Below are 20,416 nucleotides of genomic sequence, written 5' to 3'. Positions count from 1 at the left end.
TTGCCACAGCCGGTCACGCGGATCGACGGGGAGGCTTCGCATATGCTCAGGCGCTTTGTAGCCCGACCAGCTTACCCCCGCGTGACGCTGCTGTCGCGAAGAGCCGAGGAAATCGTTGATGTATCTGGTGGCCATCGCCTGGATGTACGTGGTGCTGATGATGGCGCTCGTCGAGGCCTTCAGCTCGCAGGGCTCGGTGCTGGGCGCGCTGATCACCTTCGTGTTCTACGGCGTGGTACCGCTATCGATCGTGATGTACCTGATGGGCACGCCCGGGCGGCGCGCCGCACGCCGGAGAGCCGAAGCGTCCGGAAAGCCGCATGACGACGGCGAAGAAGCTGTTGCGCCGATGCCGATGCCGATGCCGATGCCGACGTCGAGTCCGATGCAGGCGGCCGCGCCAGCCTCACCGCAGTCGGATGACCGCGGCCATGCGCCCACTGCGCAGTCCGGTGACGCGTTCGTGGCGGAACGAAAAGAACCGTGACGGCTCGCTGAGGGTGCACCAGCCGCCGCCGCTGACGGCGGCGATGCCGAGCGCTTCGAGCCTGCGCCGCGCCAGGCCGTAGAGATCGGCGCGCCAACGCGCTTCGCCCTGTTCGTTCGGCTGAAAGCGGAACATCGGTTGATCCTGATGGCGCGGCTCCGCGCCGAAGGCCGCCAGCACGTCGGCGCCGACCTCGAACTGCGACGGCCCGATGCACGCGCCCATCCAGGCGCTGATCTCGCGAGGCTCGCAGCGCACGGCCTCGCACATCGCGGCGACGGTGTTCTCCAGCACGCCGCCCGCGAGACCTCGCCAGCCCGCATGCGCGGCACCGACCACGCCCGGTCCGGCGAACAGCACCGGCAGGCAGTCCGCGACCATCACCGCGCAGGCGAGCGCGGGATCGGTGCTGACAGCGGCGTCGGCGGGCTCGGGATCGGCGCCGGGAAGCGCATGCGCGGCGCGAAGTCGCAGCACGGTGGTCCCGTGCACCTGCTTCAGGAACACGGGCAGACCGCCGATGGTGACCGCGACACGCCGGCGGTTTTCGGCCACGTGCGCCGGATCGTCGCCGACCGAACGTCCGAGGTTGAGGCTCGCCAATCCGCGTTGATCTTCAGACGCTTCCGGCCCGCCGCTGACGCCGCCAGCGCGCGTGGTCATGAAGGCATCGACGTGCGACACGCTCCAAGCCGGCCGCAGCCAGTCCGGAGGCGACGTCGCGGTGAACGCCTCACGTGCGCTCATGCCGCTCGCGCCGCTCATGCCGTTCGGCTTGCCCCCCTCACTCGGCATCGGGGCAGGCGCTCGGTTGCGTCTTGTTGAAGGCGTCGAGCGCCATGCACTGCTCGAAGATCGCCATGACCGTCGGCACGTGATCGAGCCGGCTGTTGAAACGCTGCGCATTGAAGATCTGCGGCACGAGCACGCAATCGGCCATGGTCGGGCTGTCACCGAAGCAGAAGCGGCCCGATCTTCCTTCGGCCTTCAAGCGATGCTCGACGACCGCCAGCCCGCTCTCGACCCAGTGATGGATCCAGCGGTTCTTGTTGTCGTCCCCGACAGCAAGATCCTTCACCAGGTAGCGCAGCACCCGCAGGTTGTTCAGCGGATGGATCTCGCAGGCGATGTCCTGCGACAGCGCGCGGATGTAGGCGCGGCTCAGCGCGTCGCCGGGCAGCAGCGGCGGCTCGGGGTGCGTCTCGTCGAGGTACTCGATGATCGCCATCGACTGCGTGACCAGCGCGTCGCCGTCCTTGAGCAGCGGCACCAGACGCGACGCGGACACGGCGGCGTAGGACTCGTTGAACTGCTCGTTCTTCGCGAGGTGGACGGACTTGTAGTCGAAGTCCAGGCCCTTGAGCGCCATCGCGATGCGGACGCGGTACGAGGCGGACGAACGGAAGTAGTTGTAGAGCTCCATGGCCGGCGATGATGCCACGGAGGCCCCGGCGAGGGCCGGTACACTGCGGCCCATGTTCCAAGCGCGGCGCTACCAGCATTGCCCCACCTGCGGCGGCCAGATCGAATACCGCGTCCCGGCCGATGACAACCGGGAACGCGCGACCTGCACCGCATGCGGCGCGATCCACTATGAGAACCCGTTGAACGTCGTCGGCACCTTGCCGGTGTGGGGCGATCAGGTGCTGCTGTGCAAGCGCGCGATCGAGCCGCGGCTCGGCAAGTGGACGCTGCCGGCGGGCTTCATGGAACTCGGCGAGACGCTGGCCGAAGGCGCGGCGCGCGAGACGGTCGAGGAGGCCGGCGCGCAGATCGAGCTGCAGAACCTGTACTGCGTGATGAACGTGGTCCGCGTCGGGCAGGTGCACGCCTTCTATCGCGCGAAGCTGCTGAGCCCCGAGTTCGATCCAGGGCCCGAGACCCTCGAAGCGAAGCTGTTCCACGAGCACGAAGTGCCCTGGGACGAGATCGCGTTCCACACGATCCGCGAAGCGCTGCTGCGCTTCTTCGAGGACCGCCGCAGCGGCAACGGGTATCCGTTGCATACGGCGGATATCGACTGAGCATCAGGTCCCGGCTCAGATTGGCAGTGGCCGCAGTTGAGCGGTGTGCCAGAACCCGACGACCTGGATCACCACCGGTTCAACGACGTAGCGAAGCACATACTGCTTGCTTCGTCCGAGTCCCCACTCGCGCGCGCGAGTGCTCACGGGTCGACCAAACTCCGGATTGCGCGCAAGCAACTCTGAAGCATTGCGCACGTCGCGCATCAACCGGTCCGCAGCCTGCTGGCTGTGTTCCTCCAGATACCGTCGTTGCTGCTTGAGTTGAATGGCGGCGGATGGGGTCCAACGAACCCTCATTGCGCCTCACCCCGCTGCTGGCGCGTTTCTTCCTCGATCTCGGCCATGAGGTCTTCATGAGAGATCGTGTCGCCACGAAGTGCGGCCTTCACCGCGTTGTCTTCCTGACGCTCCATGAGCACCTCATGAAGAGTCACGTCCGGCTCGTTCGGGTCGGTGCGTTCAACCCAGCGCTTGACGAGGAACTCGACGAGATAGTCCATGTCCACAGTCAAGCGCGCGGCAAGCGCTTCGACGCGAGCCTTGAGCTTCTCATCGATCTGGACACGGAAATCGGCGCGAGGCATGAAGAATTCGGGGGCCTGTAGGAGTGCGGACATTCTGCACCTGCTCTTTCAAAAACAAGAGAAAGGCGCGGATTCTCAGAGCTTCAAAACGCTTGGCAAGAGTGCTTGACGGAGGTCAAGCGATTCACCGACTTCGATGAGTCAGGGCTTGATTTCCTGCGCCGACGCCCACGGCCCGGTGATGCCGTCGAGTTCGCAATCCCACAGCGCCTGTGCGTCGAGCGCATCGGTGACGCCTTCCGCATAGACCTTCAGAGAGAGGCTGCGCAGCATGACCACCAGGCTGCGCACGAAAGCGGCGCGCGCCACGTCCGCCGACACGCCGCTGACCACCGAGCTGTCGAGCTTCACGTAGTCCAGTCCGGCCTGGAAAAGACGGTCGATTTGAGCCAGTCCAGCCCCCGCATGTTCGAGGCCGAGTTGCACGCCCAGCGGGCGCAATTGACGACCGAGTTCCTGCAGCGCCTCGAAGTGCTGCACCGCCGCCGGCTCGGCCAGTTCGAGGCCGATCTGCCGCCGCACCGCGGACGGCGCGGCCTGCACCAGTTCGCGCGCACGGGCGATGAAGCTGCCGTCGTTCAGCGACGCCGGCGCCACGTTGACGCAGCGCATCCGCCCGTCACGCTGCGTGGCCTGCAGCGCCAGTGCCAGCGCCTGCAAGTCCGCCTCGGCGCTGAGCCGATGGCGCAGCGCCAACGGCAACCAGCGCGCCGCTGGCTCGAACTCGCCGACCGGATTCAGCTTCAGCTGCAACGGACATTCGAGATGCAAGACCTGACGCTCGCGTCCGATCAGCGGGAACTCCAGCAGCCGGCTGCGTTGATGCACCAGGGCGTCCGAGATCAGCGCGCGCCACGCCCGTTCGCCCTGCGCGACCTCGTCCGACGGCGGCGCCTCGCGCAACTCCAGCACGACGCCCTCGCCCTGCTCGGCCTTCGCCAGCGCCGCGTCGGCCGCGGCGAACCAGGCGCTCATCGGCTGGTCGCGCATCAGCTCGACCGCGCCCAGCGCGACGCCGACCCCCGAGCCCAGGTTCTGCAGGCCGGCCCGCAACGCATCGGCCAGCGCCTGCGCGGTGTCGCCGACCACGTTGGGCGCCGGCAGCCACAACGCGAAGTCCGAGCCGTTGAGCCGTCCCGCGAGGCAGCCGCGCACCTGCTCCGGATACACCCGCAGCGCCTGCGCGATCGCCGTCAGCGCCTGGTCCGTCGCGCCGTGCCCGAGGCGCTGGTTCAGCCCCTGCAGGTCCCGCAGCCGCACCAGCACGAGGCCCGCGCGCAGCGGACCGTCGTCGCGCTCCAGCGCCGAGTTCAGCTCCGCCACGAACTGCCGCCGGTGCGACAGGCCCGTCAACTCATCGCACAGCAACTGGTGATGCAACGTGCGCAGCTGCTCGGCCTGGGCCTCGAACATCTGCCGCGTGCGCACCACCATCGTGTTCATCGCACTCGTCAGCTTGCGCATCTCGGGCACGCGCGGCTCCAGCACGGTCTCGAAGCGCCCTTGCGACACGCCCTCGGCCTGCCGCACGGCGGTGTCCAGCGGCCGGCGCAGCCGCGCCAGCACCGCCGCCGCCGCCACGCCCGTCAACACGCCCACCGCGATCAGCCACAGGGCCGTGCTGAGCGTCGCGCGCCACAGCGCCTCGTGCACGTAACCGGTCTGGCCGCGCAACTCGATCTCGCCGGCGGCCTTCCAGCCGTCCGACACCTTCGCCACGCCCGGCGCCACGTCCAGCGGCAGCAGCGCGACGAACCATCGCGGCGCGTGCGAGACCTGCGGCGTTTCCAGATGGCGTTCGAACACCTGCGCGCCGCTGCCGTCACGCCAGCGCACGCTCTCGTACGCGCCCGCGTCGAATTGCGCCGAGATCAGCAGCGACATCAGCTCCGCGTCGCCCTTCTGCTGCGACAGCGCCAGCGCCAGCGCATTGGCGTTGTCGGCATTCTTCAGCTGCGCCTGCGTCTGCAGCAGCTCGCGCAGCGACCAGGTGCTCACCGCGACGCCGCCCAGCGCCGAAGCCAGCACCGCGCCCAGGACCAGCCACCAGATTTGTCTTATCAGGGACATGTCTTGAATTCTCCGTCGCCCATCAGAAGCCCTCCGCCTTCGCCTTCGCCAGCAGGTCGCGCCACAGCGACAGCCGCACCAGCGGGTTGCCCGCCGTCGTGGCGCCGACGCCGCTCCACAGACCTTCACCGTTAAAACTGAACACCGGCGTCAGGTCCGGCCGCAGCGACGCGGGCCGGATCTCCGGATTGATATTGTCCAGAATCAAGGGCTCCGCTTCCGGCTGCGCATAGTAGGCCAGGACCATGTGCGCCTGCGGCCGGCCCTGGAACTGCGCCCGCACGTACACCATCCGCAACTTGGACTGCGGCACGCCGGCGCTCAGCAGACTCATGTACTTGGCGATCGCGTAGTCCTCGCAATCGCCGGCGCCCTTGTCCAGCAGTTCCAGCGGCGTGGCCCAGTAGTCGACCTGACCCCAGACCTCGATGTCGTCCTTGAACGCGACTCGCTGGTTGAAGAAGTTGTTGACCGCCGTCAGCCGGTCGCGTTCCTCGGGCATCGCCGCCGCGCGATCGGCCATCTGGATCATGGCCTTCACCGCAGCCTGCGTCTTCGGCGACAGCTTCGCCGCGGATTCGGTCAGCTTGTCCTGGTCCCACCCCCAAGCCAGCGCGGAGCCCAGGCCCGCCGCACACACCAGCACCGTCAACGCCAACGCCCGTTGCGCCGGCCGGATTGTCCGGCCGGCGCGTGACGCTGTACGAGTGACGAAACGTGACATGCGCTGCAATGTATCTGCCCCGGCGCGCTCCGGCGGGCGAAGTGCGACATGCAATGCGCCCCCGGGGACGCCCCTTCCGACAAGCGGCAATTTGCCGCATCCCCCGCGCCCGCCGGGTAGGAGAGCGCCGGGATAATCCGGCTCTCACATGAAGACCCAAGCCATCCGCCAGGAACTCGATCAGGCCCGCGCCAACGGCCCGCTGCGCCAGATCCAGATTCCGCCCTGCCCCGAGCTGCTGCAGCGCCTGCGCGCGGTGATGGCATTGCCTCAGCCCGACCTCCACGAAGTCGGCCGCGTCGCCGCCGCCGACGTCGCCATGTCCGCGACGCTGCTGCGCGTGGCCAACAGCCCGTTGCATCTGGTGGCAGGCAACGTGCCCTGCACGACCGTCGGCCAGGCGATGTACCGCCTGGGCCTGGATGAGAGTGTCGCGCTGATGCAGGCCTTCCTGGTCCGTCATGCGATCCCCGTCAACAGCCCTCACCTGCTGCGCTTCTGGCAGCGCTCGACCAAGCGTTCGGTCGCGATGGGCTTCATCGCCGGCCAGTTGCCCGGCATGCGCGTCGACCTGGCGCAGAGCTACGGCCTGTTCTGCCATGTCGGCATGCCGGTGTTGCTGCAGAGCGTGCGCGGCTATGGCGCGACGATGGTCGAAGCCGGCGCCCGCATCGACCGCCCCTTCATCGCGACGGAGAACGCCAACCACCGCACCGACCACGCTGTCGTCGGCGCGCTCGTGATCAAGGTCTGGCACCTCGCGCCGGAACTGATGACGGCGATCCGACTGCATCACGACTTCGAAGCGCTGAAGGACGCGAGCATCGAACCGGAGATCCGCTCGCTGATCGCCGCGGGGCTGATCGCCGAGCACCTGATGCGCCAGCACGAGGGGCTGGACGAGGACGTCGACTGGGCCGCCAACCGCGACGCGGCGCTGGCTTGGCTGCACCTGTCGGAGGACGAGCTCGAGCAGTGGGACGACGCGATGCGTCCGTTGCTGGACGAGGCCTGAGTTCGGCTTGCGGGGCCAGGGGGCCGGCCCTCATACGTCTCGCAGGCTCCACAAATCGGGCCGACCCCCTGGCCCCGCAAGCCTCCAGCTCGTGGTGGGCGTCGGCGTGGCGTGCGACGGTCAGGTGGCACGTACGGCCACACGGGCGGCCGCCAGGTCCCAACGCGCGCAACCGACACTCTTGAACAACCGCGTGCGGGCGTCGTTCACGGGCCGTTGACCGAGCACGAGGTCGTCGAGCGCGTCCTGCGGCTCGAAGCGGCCGGCCGCCATCAGGTCGCCGGCCTCGGCCTGCGCGCCGACCGGGTCGTCGACCCAGATCTGCGCGCCGCGGACCAGCTCCTGCGGCAGCTCCACCATGTCGTCTCGGAAGGCGCCGACACCGATCACCACCGCGCCCTCGCCCACGCCGGGACGCAGCACCGGCACGCGACTGGTGGTCGCGCACACGATCACGTCCCAGGGGTGACGCGTCTGGGATTCCGCCGGCAGCGGCTCGACGCCGAGCTCCTCGACAAAACCTGGCACCGTCTGGTGCCCTTGCACGTGGATCGTCGCCTGCGGATGCAGCGCCTGGAGCGCCTCCACATGCGCGCGCGCCTGCACGCCGCCGCCAACCACCAGCGCGCGGCGCGGCGCCTGGCGGACCAGGTGCTGCAAGGCCAGCATGCTGACGGCGGCCGTACGGCGCGCCGTCAACGCGGGCCCGTCCAGCACCGCCAGGCGCTGGCCGGTGCGGCTGTCCAGCACGACGACCTCGCCCGAGATCGTCGGCAGGCCGAGCGCCGCGTTGAGCGGATGCACGCTGACGAGCTTGGTGATCGACAGCGTGTCGCTCAGGCAGGGCATCACCAGCAGCACGCCGTCCTGGCGCAGCGGCAGCACCTGCCGCGGCGGACAGGTGAGCCGGCCGTCGCGATGTTCGCGGCAGACCGTCGCGATCTCCTCCATCAGGAGGGACCACGGGAGCGCGCGCGAAGTCGCGGCGGCGTCGAGGACCAGCATCCGGGCGCGGGCTCCGTGGACGGCGCTTACTTGCGCGGCGGCGGGACGTCGGTGCACGAACCGTGCGCGACTTCCGCGGCCAGACCGATCGACTCGCCCAGCGTCGGGTGCGGGTGGATCGTCTTGCCGATATCGACCGCGTCGGCGCCCATCTCGATGGCCAGCGCGATCTCGCCGATCATGTCGCCCGCATGCGTGCCGACGATGCCGCCGCCGATGATGCGGTGGGTCTCCTCGTCGAACAGCAGCTTGGTGAAGCCCTCGTCGCGGCCGTTGGCGATCGCGCGGCCGGAGGCCGACCAGGGCAGCAGGCCCTTCTTGACCTTGATGCCGCGGGCCTTGGCCTCGTCCTCGGTCACGCCGACCCAGGCGACTTCCGGATCGGTGTAGGCGACGCTGGGGATCACGCGCGCATCGAAGCGCGACTTGGCCAGCGCCTCGTCGCCGAGCAGCTCGCCGGCGATGACTTCCGCCGCCACGTGGCCTTCATGCACCGCCTTGTGCGCCAGCATCGGCTGGCCGACGATGTCGCCGATCGCGAAGACGTTGGGCACGTTGGTGCGCATCTGCACGTCGACCGGGATGAAGCCGCGATCGCTCACGATCACGCCGGCCTTGTCCGCGCCGATCTTCTTGCCGTTGGGCGTGCGGCCCACCGCCTGCAGCACCAGGTCGTAGACCTGCGGCTCCTTCGGGGCGCCCTCGCCTTCGAAGGTCACCTTGATGCCTTCGGGCGTCGCTTCCGCAGCCACCGTCTTCGTGTTCAACATGATGTTGTCGAAGCGCGGCGCGTTCATCTTCTGCCAGACCTTGACCAGGTCGCGGTCCGCGCCGGTCATCAGCGTGGGCAGCATTTCCACGACGTCCAGGCGCGCGCCCAGCGTCGAGTAGACCGTGCCCATCTCCAGGCCGATGATGCCGCCGCCGACGATCAGCATGCGCTTGGGGCGGCTGGTCAGCTCGAGCGCGCCGGTCGAGTCGATCACGCGCGGGTCGTTCGGCATGAAGGGCAGGCGCACCGCCTGCGAGCCGGCCGCCAGGATGATCTTGCGGAACTTCAGCGTCTGGGTCTTGCCTGTGCGTTCCTGGGCCTCGCCTGCGGTCTCCTCGACCGACAGGTGGTTGGCGTCCAGCAGCGTGCCGTAGCCGCGCACGACGGTGACCTTGCGGCCCTTGGCCATGAAGGCCAGGCCGCCGGTCAGCTTGCCGACGACCTTCTGCTTGTGGGCGAGCAGCTTGGGCAGCTCGACGGTCGGCTCGCTGAACGAGACGCCCAGGTCGGCGAAGTGCTTGACCTCGTCCATCACCGCCGCGACGTGCAGCAGCGCCTTGGACGGAATGCAGCCGACGTTCAGGCAGACGCCGCCCAGCGTGGCGTAACGCTCGACGATCGCGACCTTGAGGCCGAGGTCGGCCGCGCGGAATGCCGCCGAATAGCCGCCAGGACCGCCGCCGAGCACGATCACGTCGTACTCGCCTTCGGCCGGGCCGGTGTAGGTCGCGGCTTGAGGAGCCGGTGCCGCCGGAGCGGCTGCAGGCGCAGCCGTCGGAGCGGGCGCAGGCGCCGCTGCGGCCGGAGCCGGCGCAGCAGCAGCCGGTGCCGGAGCTGCGGCGGCATCGCTCTCCAGCACGACCAGCAGGTCGCCCTGGTTGAGCTTGTCACCCAGCTTGACCTTGAGTTCCTTGACCACGCCGGCGACGGAGGACGGGATCTCCATCGAGGCCTTGTCGGACTCGACGGTCACCAGGCTCTGCTCCACCTTCACCGTGTCGCCGACCTTGACCAGGACTTCGATGATCGCGACGTCCTTGAAGTCCCCGATGTCGGGAACCTTGACTTCAACTTGTGCCATGTTGTCTCTCACTCACGGATTCTTGGCGCGCCCGGCCGACGCCCGGCCGCCCCATGGCTGCCGGGTACGCGCCCGCCGGGTGCACATCACAAAGCGATGCGGCGGAAGTCCGCCAGCAGGGACGCGAAGTACACGTTGAAGCGTGCGGCCGACGCGCCGTCGATGACGCGGTGGTCCCAGCTCAGCGACAGCGGCAGGATCAGGCGCGGCTGGAACTGCTTGCCGTCCCACACGGGCTGCGTCGAGGACTTGCACACGCCCATGATCGCGACTTCCGGCGCGTTGATGATCGGCGTGAAGTAGGTGCCGCCGATGCCGCCCAGCGACGAGATCGAGAAGCAGCCGCCGGTCATGTCGGCCGGGCCGAGCTTGCCGTCGCGGGCCTTCTTGGCCAGCTCCGACATCTCCTGGCTGATCTGGAAGATGCCCTTCTTGTCGCAATCGCGGATCACCGGCACGACCAGGCCGTTCGGCGTGTCCGCGGCGAAGCCGATGTGGAAGTAGTTCTTCAGGACCAGCGTGTCGCCGTCGAGCGAGGCGTTGAACTCGGGGAACTTCTTCAGCGCCGCGACGGTCGCCTTGATCATGAAGGCCAGCATCGTGACCTTGATGCCGGACTTCTCGTTCTCCTTGTTCAGCTGGACGCGGAAGGCTTCCAGCTCGGTGATGTCCGCGTCGTCGTGGTTGGTGACGTGCGGGATCGTGACCCAGTTGCGATGCAGGTTGGCGCCGCTGATCTTCTTGATCCGCGACAGGTCCTTGCGTTCGACCGGGCCGAACTTCTCGAAGTCGACCTTGGGCCAGGGCAGCAGGCCGGGGAAGGCGCCACCACCGGCAGCGCCGCCGGCGGGCGCCGCGGCCTTCTGCGCGACGGTCTGCGTCGTGCCGGCCATGACGGCCTTGACGAAGCCCTGCACGTCGGATTCGGTGATGCGGCCCTTGGCGCCGGAGCCCTTCACCTCGTCGAGCGGCACGCCCAGTTCGCGGGCGATCTTGCGGATGCTCGGCGACGCGTGCGGCAGCTTGCCGGAGGGCTTGGTCGGCTCGTGCGGCGGCAGCGCGGCGGTCGGGACCTGGCGGTCCGACGGCGCCGCGGCCGGCGCGCTCGCGGCGGCCGGCGCCGGGGCGGCGGCGGCTTGCGCGGGAGCGGCAGCAGCCGGTGCCGGCGCGGCGGCACCGCCCGCGGCCTCGATCACGGCGATCTTCGAGCCCTTGGCGACCTTGTCGCCGAGCTTGACCAGCAGTTCCTTGATCACGCCGCCGTGCGACGACGGGATCTCCATCGAGGCCTTGTCGCTCTCGACGGTGATCAGGCTCTGCTCCTGCTTGACCGTGTCGCCGACCTTGACCAGCACCTCGATCACCGCGACCTCGTCGAAGTCGCCGATGTCGGGCACGACGATGTCGACGGCACCTGCCGCTGCGGCCGGGGCAGCCGGCGCGGCGGCCGGAGCCGCTGCGGGTGCGGCCTGCGGCGCGGGCGCGGCAGCCGCCGGTGCGGGCGCTGCGGCGGCCGGGGCCGGAGCGCCGGCGGCGTCGCTCTCGAGCACGACGATCAGGTCACCCTGGTTGATCGTGTCGCCGATCTTGACCTTCACTTCCTTGACGACGCCCGCCACCGAGGACGGGATCTCCATCGAGGCCTTGTCGGACTCGACGGTCAGGAGGCTCTGTTCGACTTTCACCGTGTCGCCGGGCTTGACCAGCAACTCGATGATCGCGACGTCCTTGAAGTCCCCGATGTCGGGAACCTTGACTTCCACCAATGCCATTTGTGTTGTCTCCGAGTCCGACGCTTAGGCGTACAGCGGGTTGATCTTGTCGACGTTGATGCCGTACTTCTTGAGCGCTTCCGCGACCTTGGCCTGCGGGATCTTGCCCTCGTCGGCCAGGCTCTTCAGCGCGGCCACGACGATGTAGTGGCGGTTGATCTCGAAGTGCTCACGCAGCTTGGAGCGGAAGTCGCTGCGGCCGAAGCCGTCGGTGCCCAGCACCTTGTACGAACGGCCGGCCGGGATGAAGGCGCGGATCTGCTCCGCGTAGTTCTTCATGTAGTCGGTCGACGCGATCACCGGACCCTGCACCTTGCTCAGCTGCTGCGTCACGTAGGGCACGCAGGCCAGTTCGGTCGGGTGCAGCAGGTTCCAGCGTTCCGCGTTCTGGCCGTCGCGGGCCAGCTCGTTGAAGCTGGGGCAGGACCAGACGTTGGCGCCGACGCCCCAGTCCGATTCCAGCAGCTTCTTGGCGGCCTGGCTCTCGCGCAGGATCGTGCCCGAGCCCAGCAGGTTCACCGTCAGCGGCTGCGCGCCCTGCGGCTGCACGGCCTCTTCCAGCAGGTACATGCCCTTGAGGATCTGCTCCTCGGTGCCGGCCTTCAGGCCGGGCATCGGGTAGTTCTCGTTGAGCAGGGTCAGGTAGAAGTAGACGTTCTCCTGGTTCTCGACCATGCGCTTCAGGCCGGAGTGCAGGATGACGGCGACTTCATGCGCGAAGGTCGGGTCGTAGCTGATGCAGTTCGGGATCGTGCCGGCCAGGATGTGGCTGTGGCCGTCCTCGTGCTGCAGGCCTTCGCCGTTCAGCGTCGTGCGGCCCGACGTGCCGCCCAGCAGGAAGCCGCGCGCCTGCATGTCGCCCGCCGCCCAGGCCAGGTCGCCGATGCGCTGGAAGCCGAACATCGAGTAGTAGACGTAGAACGGGATCATCACGCGGTTGTTCGTCGAGTACGACGTCGCCGCGGCGATCCAGCTGGCCATGCCGCCCGCTTCGTTGATGCCTTCCTGCAGGATCTGGCCGGCCTTGTCCTCGCGGTAGTACATGACCTGGTCCTTGTCGACCGGCGTGTAGTTCTGGCCCGCGGGGTTGTAGATGCCGATCTGGCGGAACAGGCCTTCCATGCCGAAGGTGCGCGCCTCGTCGACCAGGATGGGCACCGTGCGCGGGCCCAGGTCCTTGTCGCGCAGCAGCGTCGTCAGGAAGCGGACGTAGGCCTGCGTCGTCGAGATCTCGCGGCCTTCGGCCGTCGGATCCAGCACGGCCTGGAAGGTCGCCAGGTCGGGCACCTTCAGCGACTCTTCCGCCTGCGGACGGCGCTTGGGCAGGTAGCCGCCCAGCGTCTTGCGGCGCTCGTGCAGGTACTGCATCTCCGGCGTGTCGTCGGCCGGCTTGTAGAACGGGATCTTCGACAGTTCGCTGTCCGGGATGGGGATGTTGAAGCGGTCGCGGAAGGCCTTGATGTCCTCGTCCTGCAGCTTCTTGGTCTGGTGCGCGGTGTTCTTGCCTTCACCGATCTTGCCCATGCCGTAGCCCTTGACGGTCTTGATCAGCATGACGGTCGGCTGGCCGACGGTGTTCACCGCCTTGTGGTACGCCGCGTAGACCTTCTGCGGGTCGTGGCCGCCACGGTTCAGGCGCCAGATGTCCTCGTCGGACATGCTCTCGACCATCTTCAGCAGCTCGGGATGCTTGCCGAAGAAATGCTTGCGCACGAACGCGCCGTCATTGGCCTTGTAGGCCTGGTAGTCGCCGTCCAGCGTCTCCATCATGACCTTGCGCAGCAGCTCCTGCTTGTCGCGCGCCAGCAGCGGGTCCCAGTACGAGCCCCAGATCAGCTTGATGACGTTCCAGCCGGAGCCGCGGAATTCGCCTTCCAGCTCCTGGATGATCTTGCCGTTGCCGCGCACCGGGCCGTCCAGGCGCTGCAGGTTGCAGTTGACGACGAAGATCAGGTTGTCCAGCTTCTCGCGCGCGGCCAGGCCGATCGCGCCCAGGCTTTCCGGCTCGTCCATCTCGCCGTCGCCCAGGAAGACCCAGACCTTGCGCTTGGACGTGTCGGCGATGCCGCGGGCGTGCAGGTACTTCAGGAAGCGCGCCTGATAGATCGCCATCAGCGGGCCCAGGCCCATGGACACGGTCGGGAACTGCCAGAACTCGGGCATCAGCTTCGGATGCGGGTAGCTCGACAGGCCCTTGCCTTCGACTTCCTGGCGGAAGTTGTTCAGCTGGTCCTCGGTGATGCGGCCTTCCAGGAAGGCGCGGGCGTAGATGCCGGGCGCGCTGTGGCCCTGGATGTAGAGCAGGTCGCCGCCATGGACGCCGCCCTCCGCGGTGTCATCGCCGTGCCAGAAGTGGTTGAAGCCGCAGCCCAGCATCGTCGCCAGCGAGGCGAAGCTCGAGATGTGGCCGCCCAGGTCGCCGCCGTCTTCCGGATGCAGGCGGTTCGCGCGCACCACCATCGCCATCGCGTTCCAGCGCATGAAGGCGCGCAGGCGCTCTTCCATCTCGATGTTGCCGGGGAAGCGCTCTTCCTTGTCGGCCGGGATGGTGTTGACGTAGGCCGTGGTGGCCGAGAAGGGCACGTCGATGCCGGCCTGACGCGCGTGGTCGATCAGGGTCTCGAGCAGGAAGTGGGCGCGATCACCGCCTTCCTCACCGATGACGGCGGACAGGGCGTCCAGCCATTCCTTGGTTTCGAGGGCGTCGGTGTCATTGGCGGCTGCGCCGAGGAACGACTGGGGCTGCGCGGACATGTCTTGTCTCCTAGCTATCTCAATCACGGCCTTCTGGCGGGCTGGTTGCCACGCGAGGCTCTCGGTTCGAACGGGTCACTGTGCCCGAACTTGCGAGAACCGTCATGCGTGCGCCGTCATGCGTTCGCACGCGGCAAACCCCACCGGAAGGGCTATGGCGGCGGAGTGTCGCATAAGCCGCTCATTTTCCAAATAGCGCGATGCGTTTCCATATCATGAAATGCAATAGCCTTTGGAGGCCTCGTTTCGTGACGGATGTCTTTCACGATGCGATCCGGGAATGCCCGGATCGGGAATGCCCCGGGGCCGCCCGGCCCGGGGCGGGCTGAACGCGCCGGGATAATCGCGCCCATGTTGTCCCGCCTCGATGTCCAAGGCTTTGCGCGCCGTGCCCTGAATCCCGTCAAACGCCTGATCTCGGCGTGGTGGCGCCGGCAGTCCCCGTCCCGGCAGGACCGCTTCGCGACCTTGGGGCCGCTGCTGTCGGTGGTGCTGTTCCTGGCGGCGATCGTGTCGGCCTTCTGGTACCTGCGCAACGAGGAGATCGAGCGCGAAGCCGAGGCCGTCAAGCGCGACACCGAGATGGCGCAGCAGCAGATCCGCTCGCGCCTGATCGAGAACGAGGACCTCCTGATCCCGCTGCAGCGCGACCTGGCCAACCGCTCGATCGACAACCTCGAGTTCACGCAGCGCGCGATGGCGATCGCGCGCAACCGGCCCGAGATCACCCACATCACCTGGCTGAACGCGCGCCGCGAGAAGCGCGTCAGCGTCGCGGCGATCGGCGAGCAGGCCGAGTCGCTGATGACGCTGGAGGGCAGCGACCCGTCCATGCCCAACGGCCACGCCAACAGCGAGCCCGAGCGCGCCTTCCAGGGCGCGCGCGACCGGCGCACGCGGACGTATTCGGCCTCCTTCGCCGACGCCAACAACTCGACCGTCTTCCAGCTGCAGCTGCCGCTGAGCGACCGCGCCGGCTTCGCCGGCGTGCTGATCGCCGAGTACGCGGTCGAAGGCCTGCTGCGCTACTCGGTCCCCAACGAGCTGACCTCGCGCCACGCGGTCGCGGTACTCGACCCGCGCGAGCAGGTCGTCGCCAGCACGGTCACGCCGATGCCGGGCAAGCGCATCACGCGCGCCCCGATCTATCACGAGGTGCCGATGGCCCCCGCGCCCGGCCTGGTGTTGCGCGGCCAGGGCTATCGCACGTCGATCGGCCTGATCTCCAACACGCTGTTCTGGATGGTCATGGCACTGTCGGTGCTGACCGTCTGGATGCTGCTCGGCACCTGGAAGCACATGCGCCGCCGCGCGCAGGTGCAGAACGCGCTCGCCGCCGAGACCAACTTCCGGCGCGCGATGGAGAACTCCATGCTGACCGGCATGCGGGCGATGGACCTGGAGACGCGCATCAGCTACGTCAATCCGGCCTTCTGCGCGATGACGGGCTTCGCCGAGTCCGAGCTGATCGGCCGCAAGCCGCCCTTCCCCTACTGGCCGCCGGACCGCTACGAGGAGAACCTGCGCCTGCTGCAGCAGGAGATGCAGGGCCGCAGCCCGGCCGGCGGTTCCGAGGTGAAGGTGATGCGCAAGGACGGCAGCATCTTCGACGCCCGCATGTACGTCTCGCCGCTGATCGACCCCAAGGGCAAGCAGAACGGCTGGATGACCTCGATGACCAACATCACCGAGGCCAAGCGCGTGCGCGACCAGTTGTCGGCCTCGCACGAGCGCTTCACCACGGTGCTGGAAGGCCTGGACGCGGCGGTGTCGGTGCTGTCGGTGCAGCAGGGCGAACTGCTCTTCGCCAACCGCAGCTACCGGCTGTGGTTCGGCGCCGATCCGAAGGGGCACGCGATGCTGGCGGGCTCGCAGCCGGCCGGGCTGGCCGGCGCGACGAGCACTCAGGAGGCGGGCTACGCGGCGGGCGCGGGCGGTGACGGCGGCCATGGCGAGGAAGAAGACGTCGACGGCTACGGCGGCCTGCCCGCGCAGCACCTGACCGAGGTCGGCGGCGATTCGCGCGAAGTGTTCATCGCGCAGCTCGACATGTGGTTCGACGTCCGCGCGCGCTACCTGCAGTGGACCGACGGCCGCCTGGCGCAGATGCTGATCGCCACCGACATCACCGCGCGCCGGCATGCCGAGGCCCAGCAGCAGCAGCAGACCGAGAAGGCGCAGGTCACCAGCCGGCTGATCACGATGGGCGAGATGGCGTCGAGCGTCGCGCACGAGCTCAACCAGCCGCTGACCGCGATCACCAACTACTGCAACGGCATGGTCTCGCGCGTGCGCGGCGACAACATCCAGAAGGACGACCTGATCGTCGCGCTGGAGAAGACCGCCAAGCAGGCGCAGCGCGCGGGGCAGATCATCCACCGCATCCGCGCCTTCGTGAAGAAGAGCGAGCCGCAGCGCCAGCCCGCGTTCGCGGCGTCGATCGTCGAGGATTCGGTCGAGCTGGCCGGCATCGAGCTGCGCCGGCGCAACGTGCAGATCCACACCTACGTCGCGCAGCGGCTGCCGGTGATGCGCGTCGATCCGATCCTGATTGAACAGGTGCTGCTGAACCTGCTCAAGAACGCCGCCGAGGCGATCGACAACGCGGCGCTGCCGCCCTCGCGCCGCCACATCGAGTTGCGCGTCGTGCCCAAGCACACCGCCGAACTCGGCGCCAACATCGAGTTCTCGGTGACCGACATGGGACCGGGCCTACCGGTCGAGGTCATCGAGCGCATGTACGAGGCCTTCTTCTCCACGAAGGCCGATGGACTGGGGATCGGCCTAGGGTTATGCCGGTCCATCATCGAGTCCCACCAGGGTCGGATCCGTGCCGAGAACCTCTACAATGGCCCGTCCATCGTCGGGTGCCGGTTCGCCTTCACGATCCCCGTGGACATTCCGCGTCCGGAGTCTTCACTCGCCCCTCTGGACAAGAGCGGCGACGCAGGGACGGGCACTGCACACAACACCGCAGCAACACCATGAGCTTGATTCCGAAGAAGGGTAACGTCTATGTCGTCGACGATGACGAGGCCGTGCGAGATTCCTTGCAATGGTTGCTGGAAGGCAAGGACTACCGGGTCAAGTGCTACGACTCCGCCGAGAGTTTCCTGAGCCGCTACGACCCGCGCGAAGTCGCCTGCCTGATCGCCGACATCCGCATGGAAGGCATGAGCGGCCTGGAACTCCAGGACAAGCTGATCGAACGCAAGAGCCCGCTGCCCATCGTCTTCATCACCGGCCACGGCGACGTGCCGATGGCGGTGCAGACGATGAAGAAGGGCGCGGTCGACTTCATCGAGAAGCCGTTCAAGGAAGAGGAACTGCTGTCGCTGGTCGAGCGCATGCTGGACCAGGCCCGCGGCGCCTTCGCCACGCAGCAGGAAGCGGCCAGCCGCGACGCGCTGCTGTCGCGCCTGACGACGCGCGAGGCGCAAGTGCTGGAACGCATCGTCGCCGGCCGCCTGAACAAGCAGATCGCCGACGACCTGGGCATCAGCATCAAGACGGTGGAAGCGCATCGCGCCAACATCATGGAGAAGCTGAACGCCAACACCGTGGCCGATCTGCTGAAGATCGCGCTCGGCGCGAACACGCAGGCCAAGGCCGGCTGATCCGACGACGACACCGAGAGGCCGCTGCGAAGCGGCCTCTTTGCATTCCGGGCAGAGCGATCCTCTGCCCTTGCGCTTTTCTGCTTTTCCAGTTTCTGCTTTCCCCGTTTTTGAGTCACTGAATCCGGAGTACCGACATGACCGCACAACTGATCGACGGCAATGCCCTGTCCAAGCAACTGCGCGCCGAAGTGGCGACGCGCGCCGCCGCGCTGACGGCCAAGGGCGTGAAGCCTGGCCTGGCCGTGGTGCTGGTCGGCGAGAACCCCGCGAGCCAGGTCTACGTGCGCAACAAGGTCAAGGCCTGCGAGGACGCCGGCCTGCACTCGGTGCTGGAGAAGTACGCCGACACGATGACCGAGGCGGAGCTGCTCGCGCGCGTCGACGCGCTGAACAACGACCCCACGATCCACGGCATCCTGGTGCAGCTGCCGCTGCCCAAGGGCATCGACGCGCACAAGGTCATCGAGGCGATCGCGCCGGAGAAGGACGTCGACGGTTTCCACGTCGCCAGCGCCGGCGCGCTGATGGTCGGCCAGGACGGCTTCAAGCCGTGCACGCCCTACGGCTGCATGAAGATGCTGGAGTTCATCGGCTATGACACCAAGGGCAAGCACGCCGTCGTGATCGGCCGCAGCAACATCGTCGGCAAGCCGATGGCGATGCTGCTGCTGCAGGCCAACGCGACCGTGACCGTCTGCCACAGCGCGACGCCGGACCTGGCCCACTTCACGCGTCAGGCCGACATCGTCGTGGCGGCGGTGGGCAAGCGCAACGTGCTGACCGCCGACATGGTCAAGCCGGGCGCGGTGGTGCTGGACGTCGGCATGAACCGCACCGAGGAAGGCAAGCCCTGCGGCGACGTCGACTTCGACGGCGTCAAGGAAGTCGCCGGCTGGATCACGCCGGTGCCGGGCGGCGTCGGGCCGATGACGATCACGATGCTGCTGGTCAATACGATGGAGTCGGCAGAGCGCGCTGCCGCCGCTCGCTGATCCTCATCGCACCATGACAAACGGGCGGCCAGTGGCCGCCCGTTGTCGTTGAAGAGCGCGTCCGTACTGCCACCGCCGCTGGCCCTCACCCCCTGCCCTTGTATGTAGCAAAGTAGCCCAGGCCGTCACAGGCCGACCAGCCCAGGGTAGGCGCTTCGGCGCCATGCCGAGGGAGAGCGAGGGTCGTGGTGGCCGACCTCATTCGCCATGACGGACAGCCCGAACGGTTGTGAGGTCCATTGAGGCCGTATCGAACGCAAGGAAGGGCGCTGTCATGAGCGAAGAGATCTTCATCGGTATCGACGTTTGCAAGGCTTGGTTGGACGTGGCTCAGGTGCCCGCTCCGCCTTGTATGTAGCAAAGTAGCCCAGGCCGTCACAGGCCGACCAGCCCAGGGTAGGCGCTTCGGCGCCATGCCGAGGGAGAGCGAGGGTCGTGGTGGCCGACCTCATTCGCCATGACGGACAGCCCGAACGGTTGTGAGGTCCATTGAGGCCGTATCGAACGCAAGGAAGGGCGCTGTCATGAGCGAAGAGATCTTCATCGGTATCGACGTTTGCAAGGCTTGGTTGGACGTGGCTCAGGTGCCCGCTCCGCCTGCCGACAAGTCCGGTGCGTTGGCCACGAGGGTGGACAACGACGAGCCCGGACGAGCAGTGCTGGTGTCGCAGCTCAAGAAGCTGGGGCCCACGCTGGTGGTGATGGAGGCCACCGGTGGCTTCGAGGCGGCGCTGGCGGGTGAGCTGTGCGCGGCGGGAATCGCCGTGGCGGTGGTCAATCCCAAGAAGGTGCGCGACTTCGCCCGGGCCGCCGGCGTCCTTGCCAAGACGGACCGGCTGGACGCGAAGGTGCTGGCCGAGTTTGCTCAGCGCATGCGTCCGCAGGTGTACGCGCTGCCGGATGAGACGCAGCAGGAAATCATCGAACTGGTGGATCGGCGAGCGCAGTTGGTGACCATGCGCGCACAGGAAAAGAACCGCTTGTCCACGGTCAAGCACGTGGCGCGCACGAGCGTGCGACAGCACATCGAGTGGCTGGATAAGCGGATCAAGGAGATCGACAAGGATCTGGACGGTCGCTTGAAGGACTCGACGATCTACCAGCCCAAGTACGAGCTGCTGGACAGCGTGCCGGGTATTGGCCGAGTCACGATCACGATGCTGCTGGGACGCCTGCCGGAGTTGGGCAGCTTGGACCGCAAGCGCGTGGCGGCGCTGGTGGGCCTGGCGCCGTTTGCCGACGACAGTGGCAAGCGGCGCGGCCAGCGCTACATCCAGGGCGGACGAGCAGACGTCCGCACGGCGATGTACATGGCTGCGCTCACGGCCAAACGATGCAACGGGCCCATCAAGGCGTTGTACGAACGCCTGCGCTTGGCGGGCAAGCCCTTCAAGGTCGCGATGACTGCATGCATGCGCAAGCTGCTGATCATCCTCAACGCCATCCTCAAAACCGGCCAACCCTGGAGAAACGCCGAAGGCGCTTGACACGGTTGCTCTCCCGCAAGCGGGAG

At 67.6% G+C, this 20,416-nt stretch carries 17 protein-coding genes; 7 read left to right on the top strand and 10 right to left on the bottom strand.

The genetic code is table 11. From position 1 onward, the window contains the following. Positions 1-118: 118 nt before the first annotated feature. Positions 119-487, top strand: a complete 369-nt coding sequence (locus ACQ4L4_RS00240; protein WP_431102243.1) for a hypothetical protein — start codon at positions 119-121, stop codon at positions 485-487. On the opposite strand, the gene pgeF is transcribed toward ACQ4L4_RS00240, so the two are convergent. Next, positions 407-1,234 carry a peptidoglycan editing factor PgeF gene (gene pgeF / locus ACQ4L4_RS00235; protein ID WP_431102242.1) on the bottom strand — a complete coding sequence of 276 codons (828 nt, stop codon included), beginning with the start codon at positions 1,232-1,234 and terminating at the stop codon, positions 407-409. The two genes, ACQ4L4_RS00240 and pgeF, sit on opposite strands and share 81 nt — an antisense overlap. Before the next feature lie 37 nt (positions 1,235-1,271). Further along, entirely contained in the window at positions 1,272-1,910 is a 639-nt protein-coding gene (gene maiA / locus ACQ4L4_RS00230; protein WP_431102241.1) for a maleylacetoacetate isomerase, read from the bottom strand. Positions 1,911-1,962: 52 nt separating this feature from the next. Between maiA and ACQ4L4_RS00225 the strand changes: the two genes are divergently transcribed. Then, complete coding sequence (locus ACQ4L4_RS00225; RefSeq protein WP_431102240.1) at positions 1,963-2,511, top strand: NUDIX hydrolase; 549 nt, start codon at positions 1,963-1,965, stop codon at positions 2,509-2,511. Between the two features lie 15 nt (positions 2,512-2,526). On the opposite strand, the gene ACQ4L4_RS00220 is transcribed toward ACQ4L4_RS00225, so the two are convergent. The 4 genes from ACQ4L4_RS00220 to ACQ4L4_RS00205 form a co-directional block, all read right to left on the bottom strand. Beyond that, positions 2,527-2,811, bottom strand: a complete 285-nt coding sequence (locus ACQ4L4_RS00220; RefSeq protein WP_431102239.1) for a type II toxin-antitoxin system RelE/ParE family toxin — start codon at positions 2,809-2,811, stop codon at positions 2,527-2,529. Beyond that, positions 2,808-3,131, bottom strand: a complete 324-nt coding sequence (locus tag ACQ4L4_RS00215; protein WP_377156772.1) for a hypothetical protein — start codon at positions 3,129-3,131, stop codon at positions 2,808-2,810. The genes ACQ4L4_RS00220 and ACQ4L4_RS00215 overlap by 4 nt, the downstream gene beginning before the upstream one ends. Before the next feature lie 108 nt (positions 3,132-3,239). Beyond that, the gene (locus ACQ4L4_RS00210) at positions 3,240-5,168 is read right to left on the bottom strand and encodes an EAL domain-containing protein (protein WP_431102238.1); all 1,929 of its coding nucleotides are present in this window, start codon (positions 5,166-5,168) and stop codon (positions 3,240-3,242) included. Positions 5,169-5,190: 22 nt separating this feature from the next. Next, positions 5,191-5,892, bottom strand: coding sequence for a transglutaminase-like cysteine peptidase (locus ACQ4L4_RS00205; RefSeq protein ID WP_431102237.1), 702 nt, complete (start codon positions 5,890-5,892; stop codon positions 5,191-5,193). A 148-nt stretch (positions 5,893-6,040) separates the two neighbouring features. On the opposite strand from ACQ4L4_RS00205, the gene ACQ4L4_RS00200 reads away from it, so the two are divergent. Beyond that, on the top strand, positions 6,041-6,907 hold the full coding sequence (locus ACQ4L4_RS00200; RefSeq protein WP_431102236.1) for an HDOD domain-containing protein: 867 nt from the start codon (positions 6,041-6,043) through the stop codon (positions 6,905-6,907). A gap of 120 nt (positions 6,908-7,027) precedes the next feature. Here the strand turns inward: ACQ4L4_RS00200 and ACQ4L4_RS00195 are convergent, their stop codons facing one another. The 4 genes from ACQ4L4_RS00195 to aceE form a co-directional block, all read right to left on the bottom strand. Next, the gene (locus ACQ4L4_RS00195) at positions 7,028-7,912 is read right to left on the bottom strand and encodes a delta(1)-pyrroline-2-carboxylate reductase family protein (protein WP_431102235.1); all 885 of its coding nucleotides are present in this window, start codon (positions 7,910-7,912) and stop codon (positions 7,028-7,030) included. Positions 7,913-7,938: 26 nt separating this feature from the next. Beyond that, positions 7,939-9,765, bottom strand: a complete 1,827-nt coding sequence (gene lpdA, locus ACQ4L4_RS00190; RefSeq protein ID WP_431102233.1) for a dihydrolipoyl dehydrogenase — start codon at positions 9,763-9,765, stop codon at positions 7,939-7,941. An 86-nt stretch (positions 9,766-9,851) separates the two neighbouring features. Further along, positions 9,852-11,537, bottom strand: coding sequence for a dihydrolipoyllysine-residue acetyltransferase (aceF, locus tag ACQ4L4_RS00185; RefSeq protein ID WP_431102232.1), 1,686 nt, complete (start codon positions 11,535-11,537; stop codon positions 9,852-9,854). Between the two features lie 24 nt (positions 11,538-11,561). Further along, positions 11,562-14,291, bottom strand: a complete 2,730-nt coding sequence (gene aceE / locus ACQ4L4_RS00180) for a pyruvate dehydrogenase (acetyl-transferring), homodimeric type (RefSeq protein WP_431102230.1) — start codon at positions 14,289-14,291, stop codon at positions 11,562-11,564. Positions 14,292-14,642: 351 nt separating this feature from the next. Between aceE and ACQ4L4_RS00175 the strand changes: the two genes are divergently transcribed. The 4 genes from ACQ4L4_RS00175 (at position 14,643) to ACQ4L4_RS00160 (ending at position 20,390) form a co-directional block, all read left to right on the top strand. Beyond that, on the top strand, positions 14,643-17,279 hold the full coding sequence (locus ACQ4L4_RS00175) for a PAS domain-containing sensor histidine kinase (RefSeq protein ID WP_431102229.1): 2,637 nt from the start codon (positions 14,643-14,645) through the stop codon (positions 17,277-17,279). Further along, positions 17,276-17,908, top strand: a complete 633-nt coding sequence (locus ACQ4L4_RS00170) for a response regulator transcription factor (protein WP_067268997.1) — start codon at positions 17,276-17,278, stop codon at positions 17,906-17,908. The genes ACQ4L4_RS00175 and ACQ4L4_RS00170 overlap by 4 nt, the downstream gene beginning before the upstream one ends. 137 nt (positions 17,909-18,045) lie before the next feature. Then, positions 18,046-18,903: a bifunctional methylenetetrahydrofolate dehydrogenase/methenyltetrahydrofolate cyclohydrolase FolD gene (gene folD / locus ACQ4L4_RS00165; protein WP_431102227.1), complete on the top strand. Its 858-nt coding sequence runs from the start codon at positions 18,046-18,048 to the stop codon at positions 18,901-18,903. A 524-nt stretch (positions 18,904-19,427) separates the two neighbouring features. Next, positions 19,428-20,390 carry an IS110 family transposase gene (locus ACQ4L4_RS00160; protein WP_431102186.1) on the top strand — a complete coding sequence of 321 codons (963 nt, stop codon included), beginning with the start codon at positions 19,428-19,430 and terminating at the stop codon, positions 20,388-20,390. The last annotated feature ends 26 nt before the right edge of the window (positions 20,391-20,416 follow it).

It is taken from the genome of Roseateles noduli (assembly GCF_050626985.1).
Taxonomy (GTDB): domain Bacteria; phylum Pseudomonadota; class Gammaproteobacteria; order Burkholderiales; family Burkholderiaceae_C; genus Roseateles; species Roseateles noduli_A.
Note: the sequence above shows the minus strand (reverse complement) of the source record. Positions and strands in the feature narration are given on the sequence as shown.

Bases quoted from the DNA above. Each gene is read 5' to 3' on its own strand.
- ACQ4L4_RS00240 (WP_431102243.1), top strand. From the start codon at position 119: ATGTATCTGGTGGCCATCGCCTGGATGTACGTGGTGCTGATGATGGCG.
- pgeF (WP_431102242.1), bottom strand. From the start codon at position 1,234: ATGAGCGCACGTGAGGCGTTCACCGCGACGTCGCCTCCGGACTGGCTG.
- maiA (WP_431102241.1), bottom strand. From the start codon at position 1,910: ATGGAGCTCTACAACTACTTCCGTTCGTCCGCCTCGTACCGCGTCCGC.
- ACQ4L4_RS00225 (WP_431102240.1), top strand. From the start codon at position 1,963: ATGTTCCAAGCGCGGCGCTACCAGCATTGCCCCACCTGCGGCGGCCAG.
- ACQ4L4_RS00220 (WP_431102239.1), bottom strand. From the start codon at position 2,811: ATGAGGGTTCGTTGGACCCCATCCGCCGCCATTCAACTCAAGCAGCAA.
- ACQ4L4_RS00215 (WP_377156772.1), bottom strand. From the start codon at position 3,131: ATGTCCGCACTCCTACAGGCCCCCGAATTCTTCATGCCTCGCGCCGAT.
- ACQ4L4_RS00210 (WP_431102238.1), bottom strand. From the start codon at position 5,168: ATGTCCCTGATAAGACAAATCTGGTGGCTGGTCCTGGGCGCGGTGCTG.
- ACQ4L4_RS00205 (WP_431102237.1), bottom strand. From the start codon at position 5,892: ATGTCACGTTTCGTCACTCGTACAGCGTCACGCGCCGGCCGGACAATC.
- ACQ4L4_RS00200 (WP_431102236.1), top strand. From the start codon at position 6,041: ATGAAGACCCAAGCCATCCGCCAGGAACTCGATCAGGCCCGCGCCAAC.
- ACQ4L4_RS00195 (WP_431102235.1), bottom strand. From the start codon at position 7,912: ATGCTGGTCCTCGACGCCGCCGCGACTTCGCGCGCGCTCCCGTGGTCC.
- lpdA (WP_431102233.1), bottom strand. From the start codon at position 9,765: ATGGCACAAGTTGAAGTCAAGGTTCCCGACATCGGGGACTTCAAGGAC.
- aceF (WP_431102232.1), bottom strand. From the start codon at position 11,537: ATGGCATTGGTGGAAGTCAAGGTTCCCGACATCGGGGACTTCAAGGAC.
- aceE (WP_431102230.1), bottom strand. From the start codon at position 14,291: ATGTCCGCGCAGCCCCAGTCGTTCCTCGGCGCAGCCGCCAATGACACC.
- ACQ4L4_RS00175 (WP_431102229.1), top strand. From the start codon at position 14,643: ATGTTGTCCCGCCTCGATGTCCAAGGCTTTGCGCGCCGTGCCCTGAAT.
- ACQ4L4_RS00170 (WP_067268997.1), top strand. From the start codon at position 17,276: ATGAGCTTGATTCCGAAGAAGGGTAACGTCTATGTCGTCGACGATGAC.
- folD (WP_431102227.1), top strand. From the start codon at position 18,046: ATGACCGCACAACTGATCGACGGCAATGCCCTGTCCAAGCAACTGCGC.
- ACQ4L4_RS00160 (WP_431102186.1), top strand. From the start codon at position 19,428: ATGAGCGAAGAGATCTTCATCGGTATCGACGTTTGCAAGGCTTGGTTG.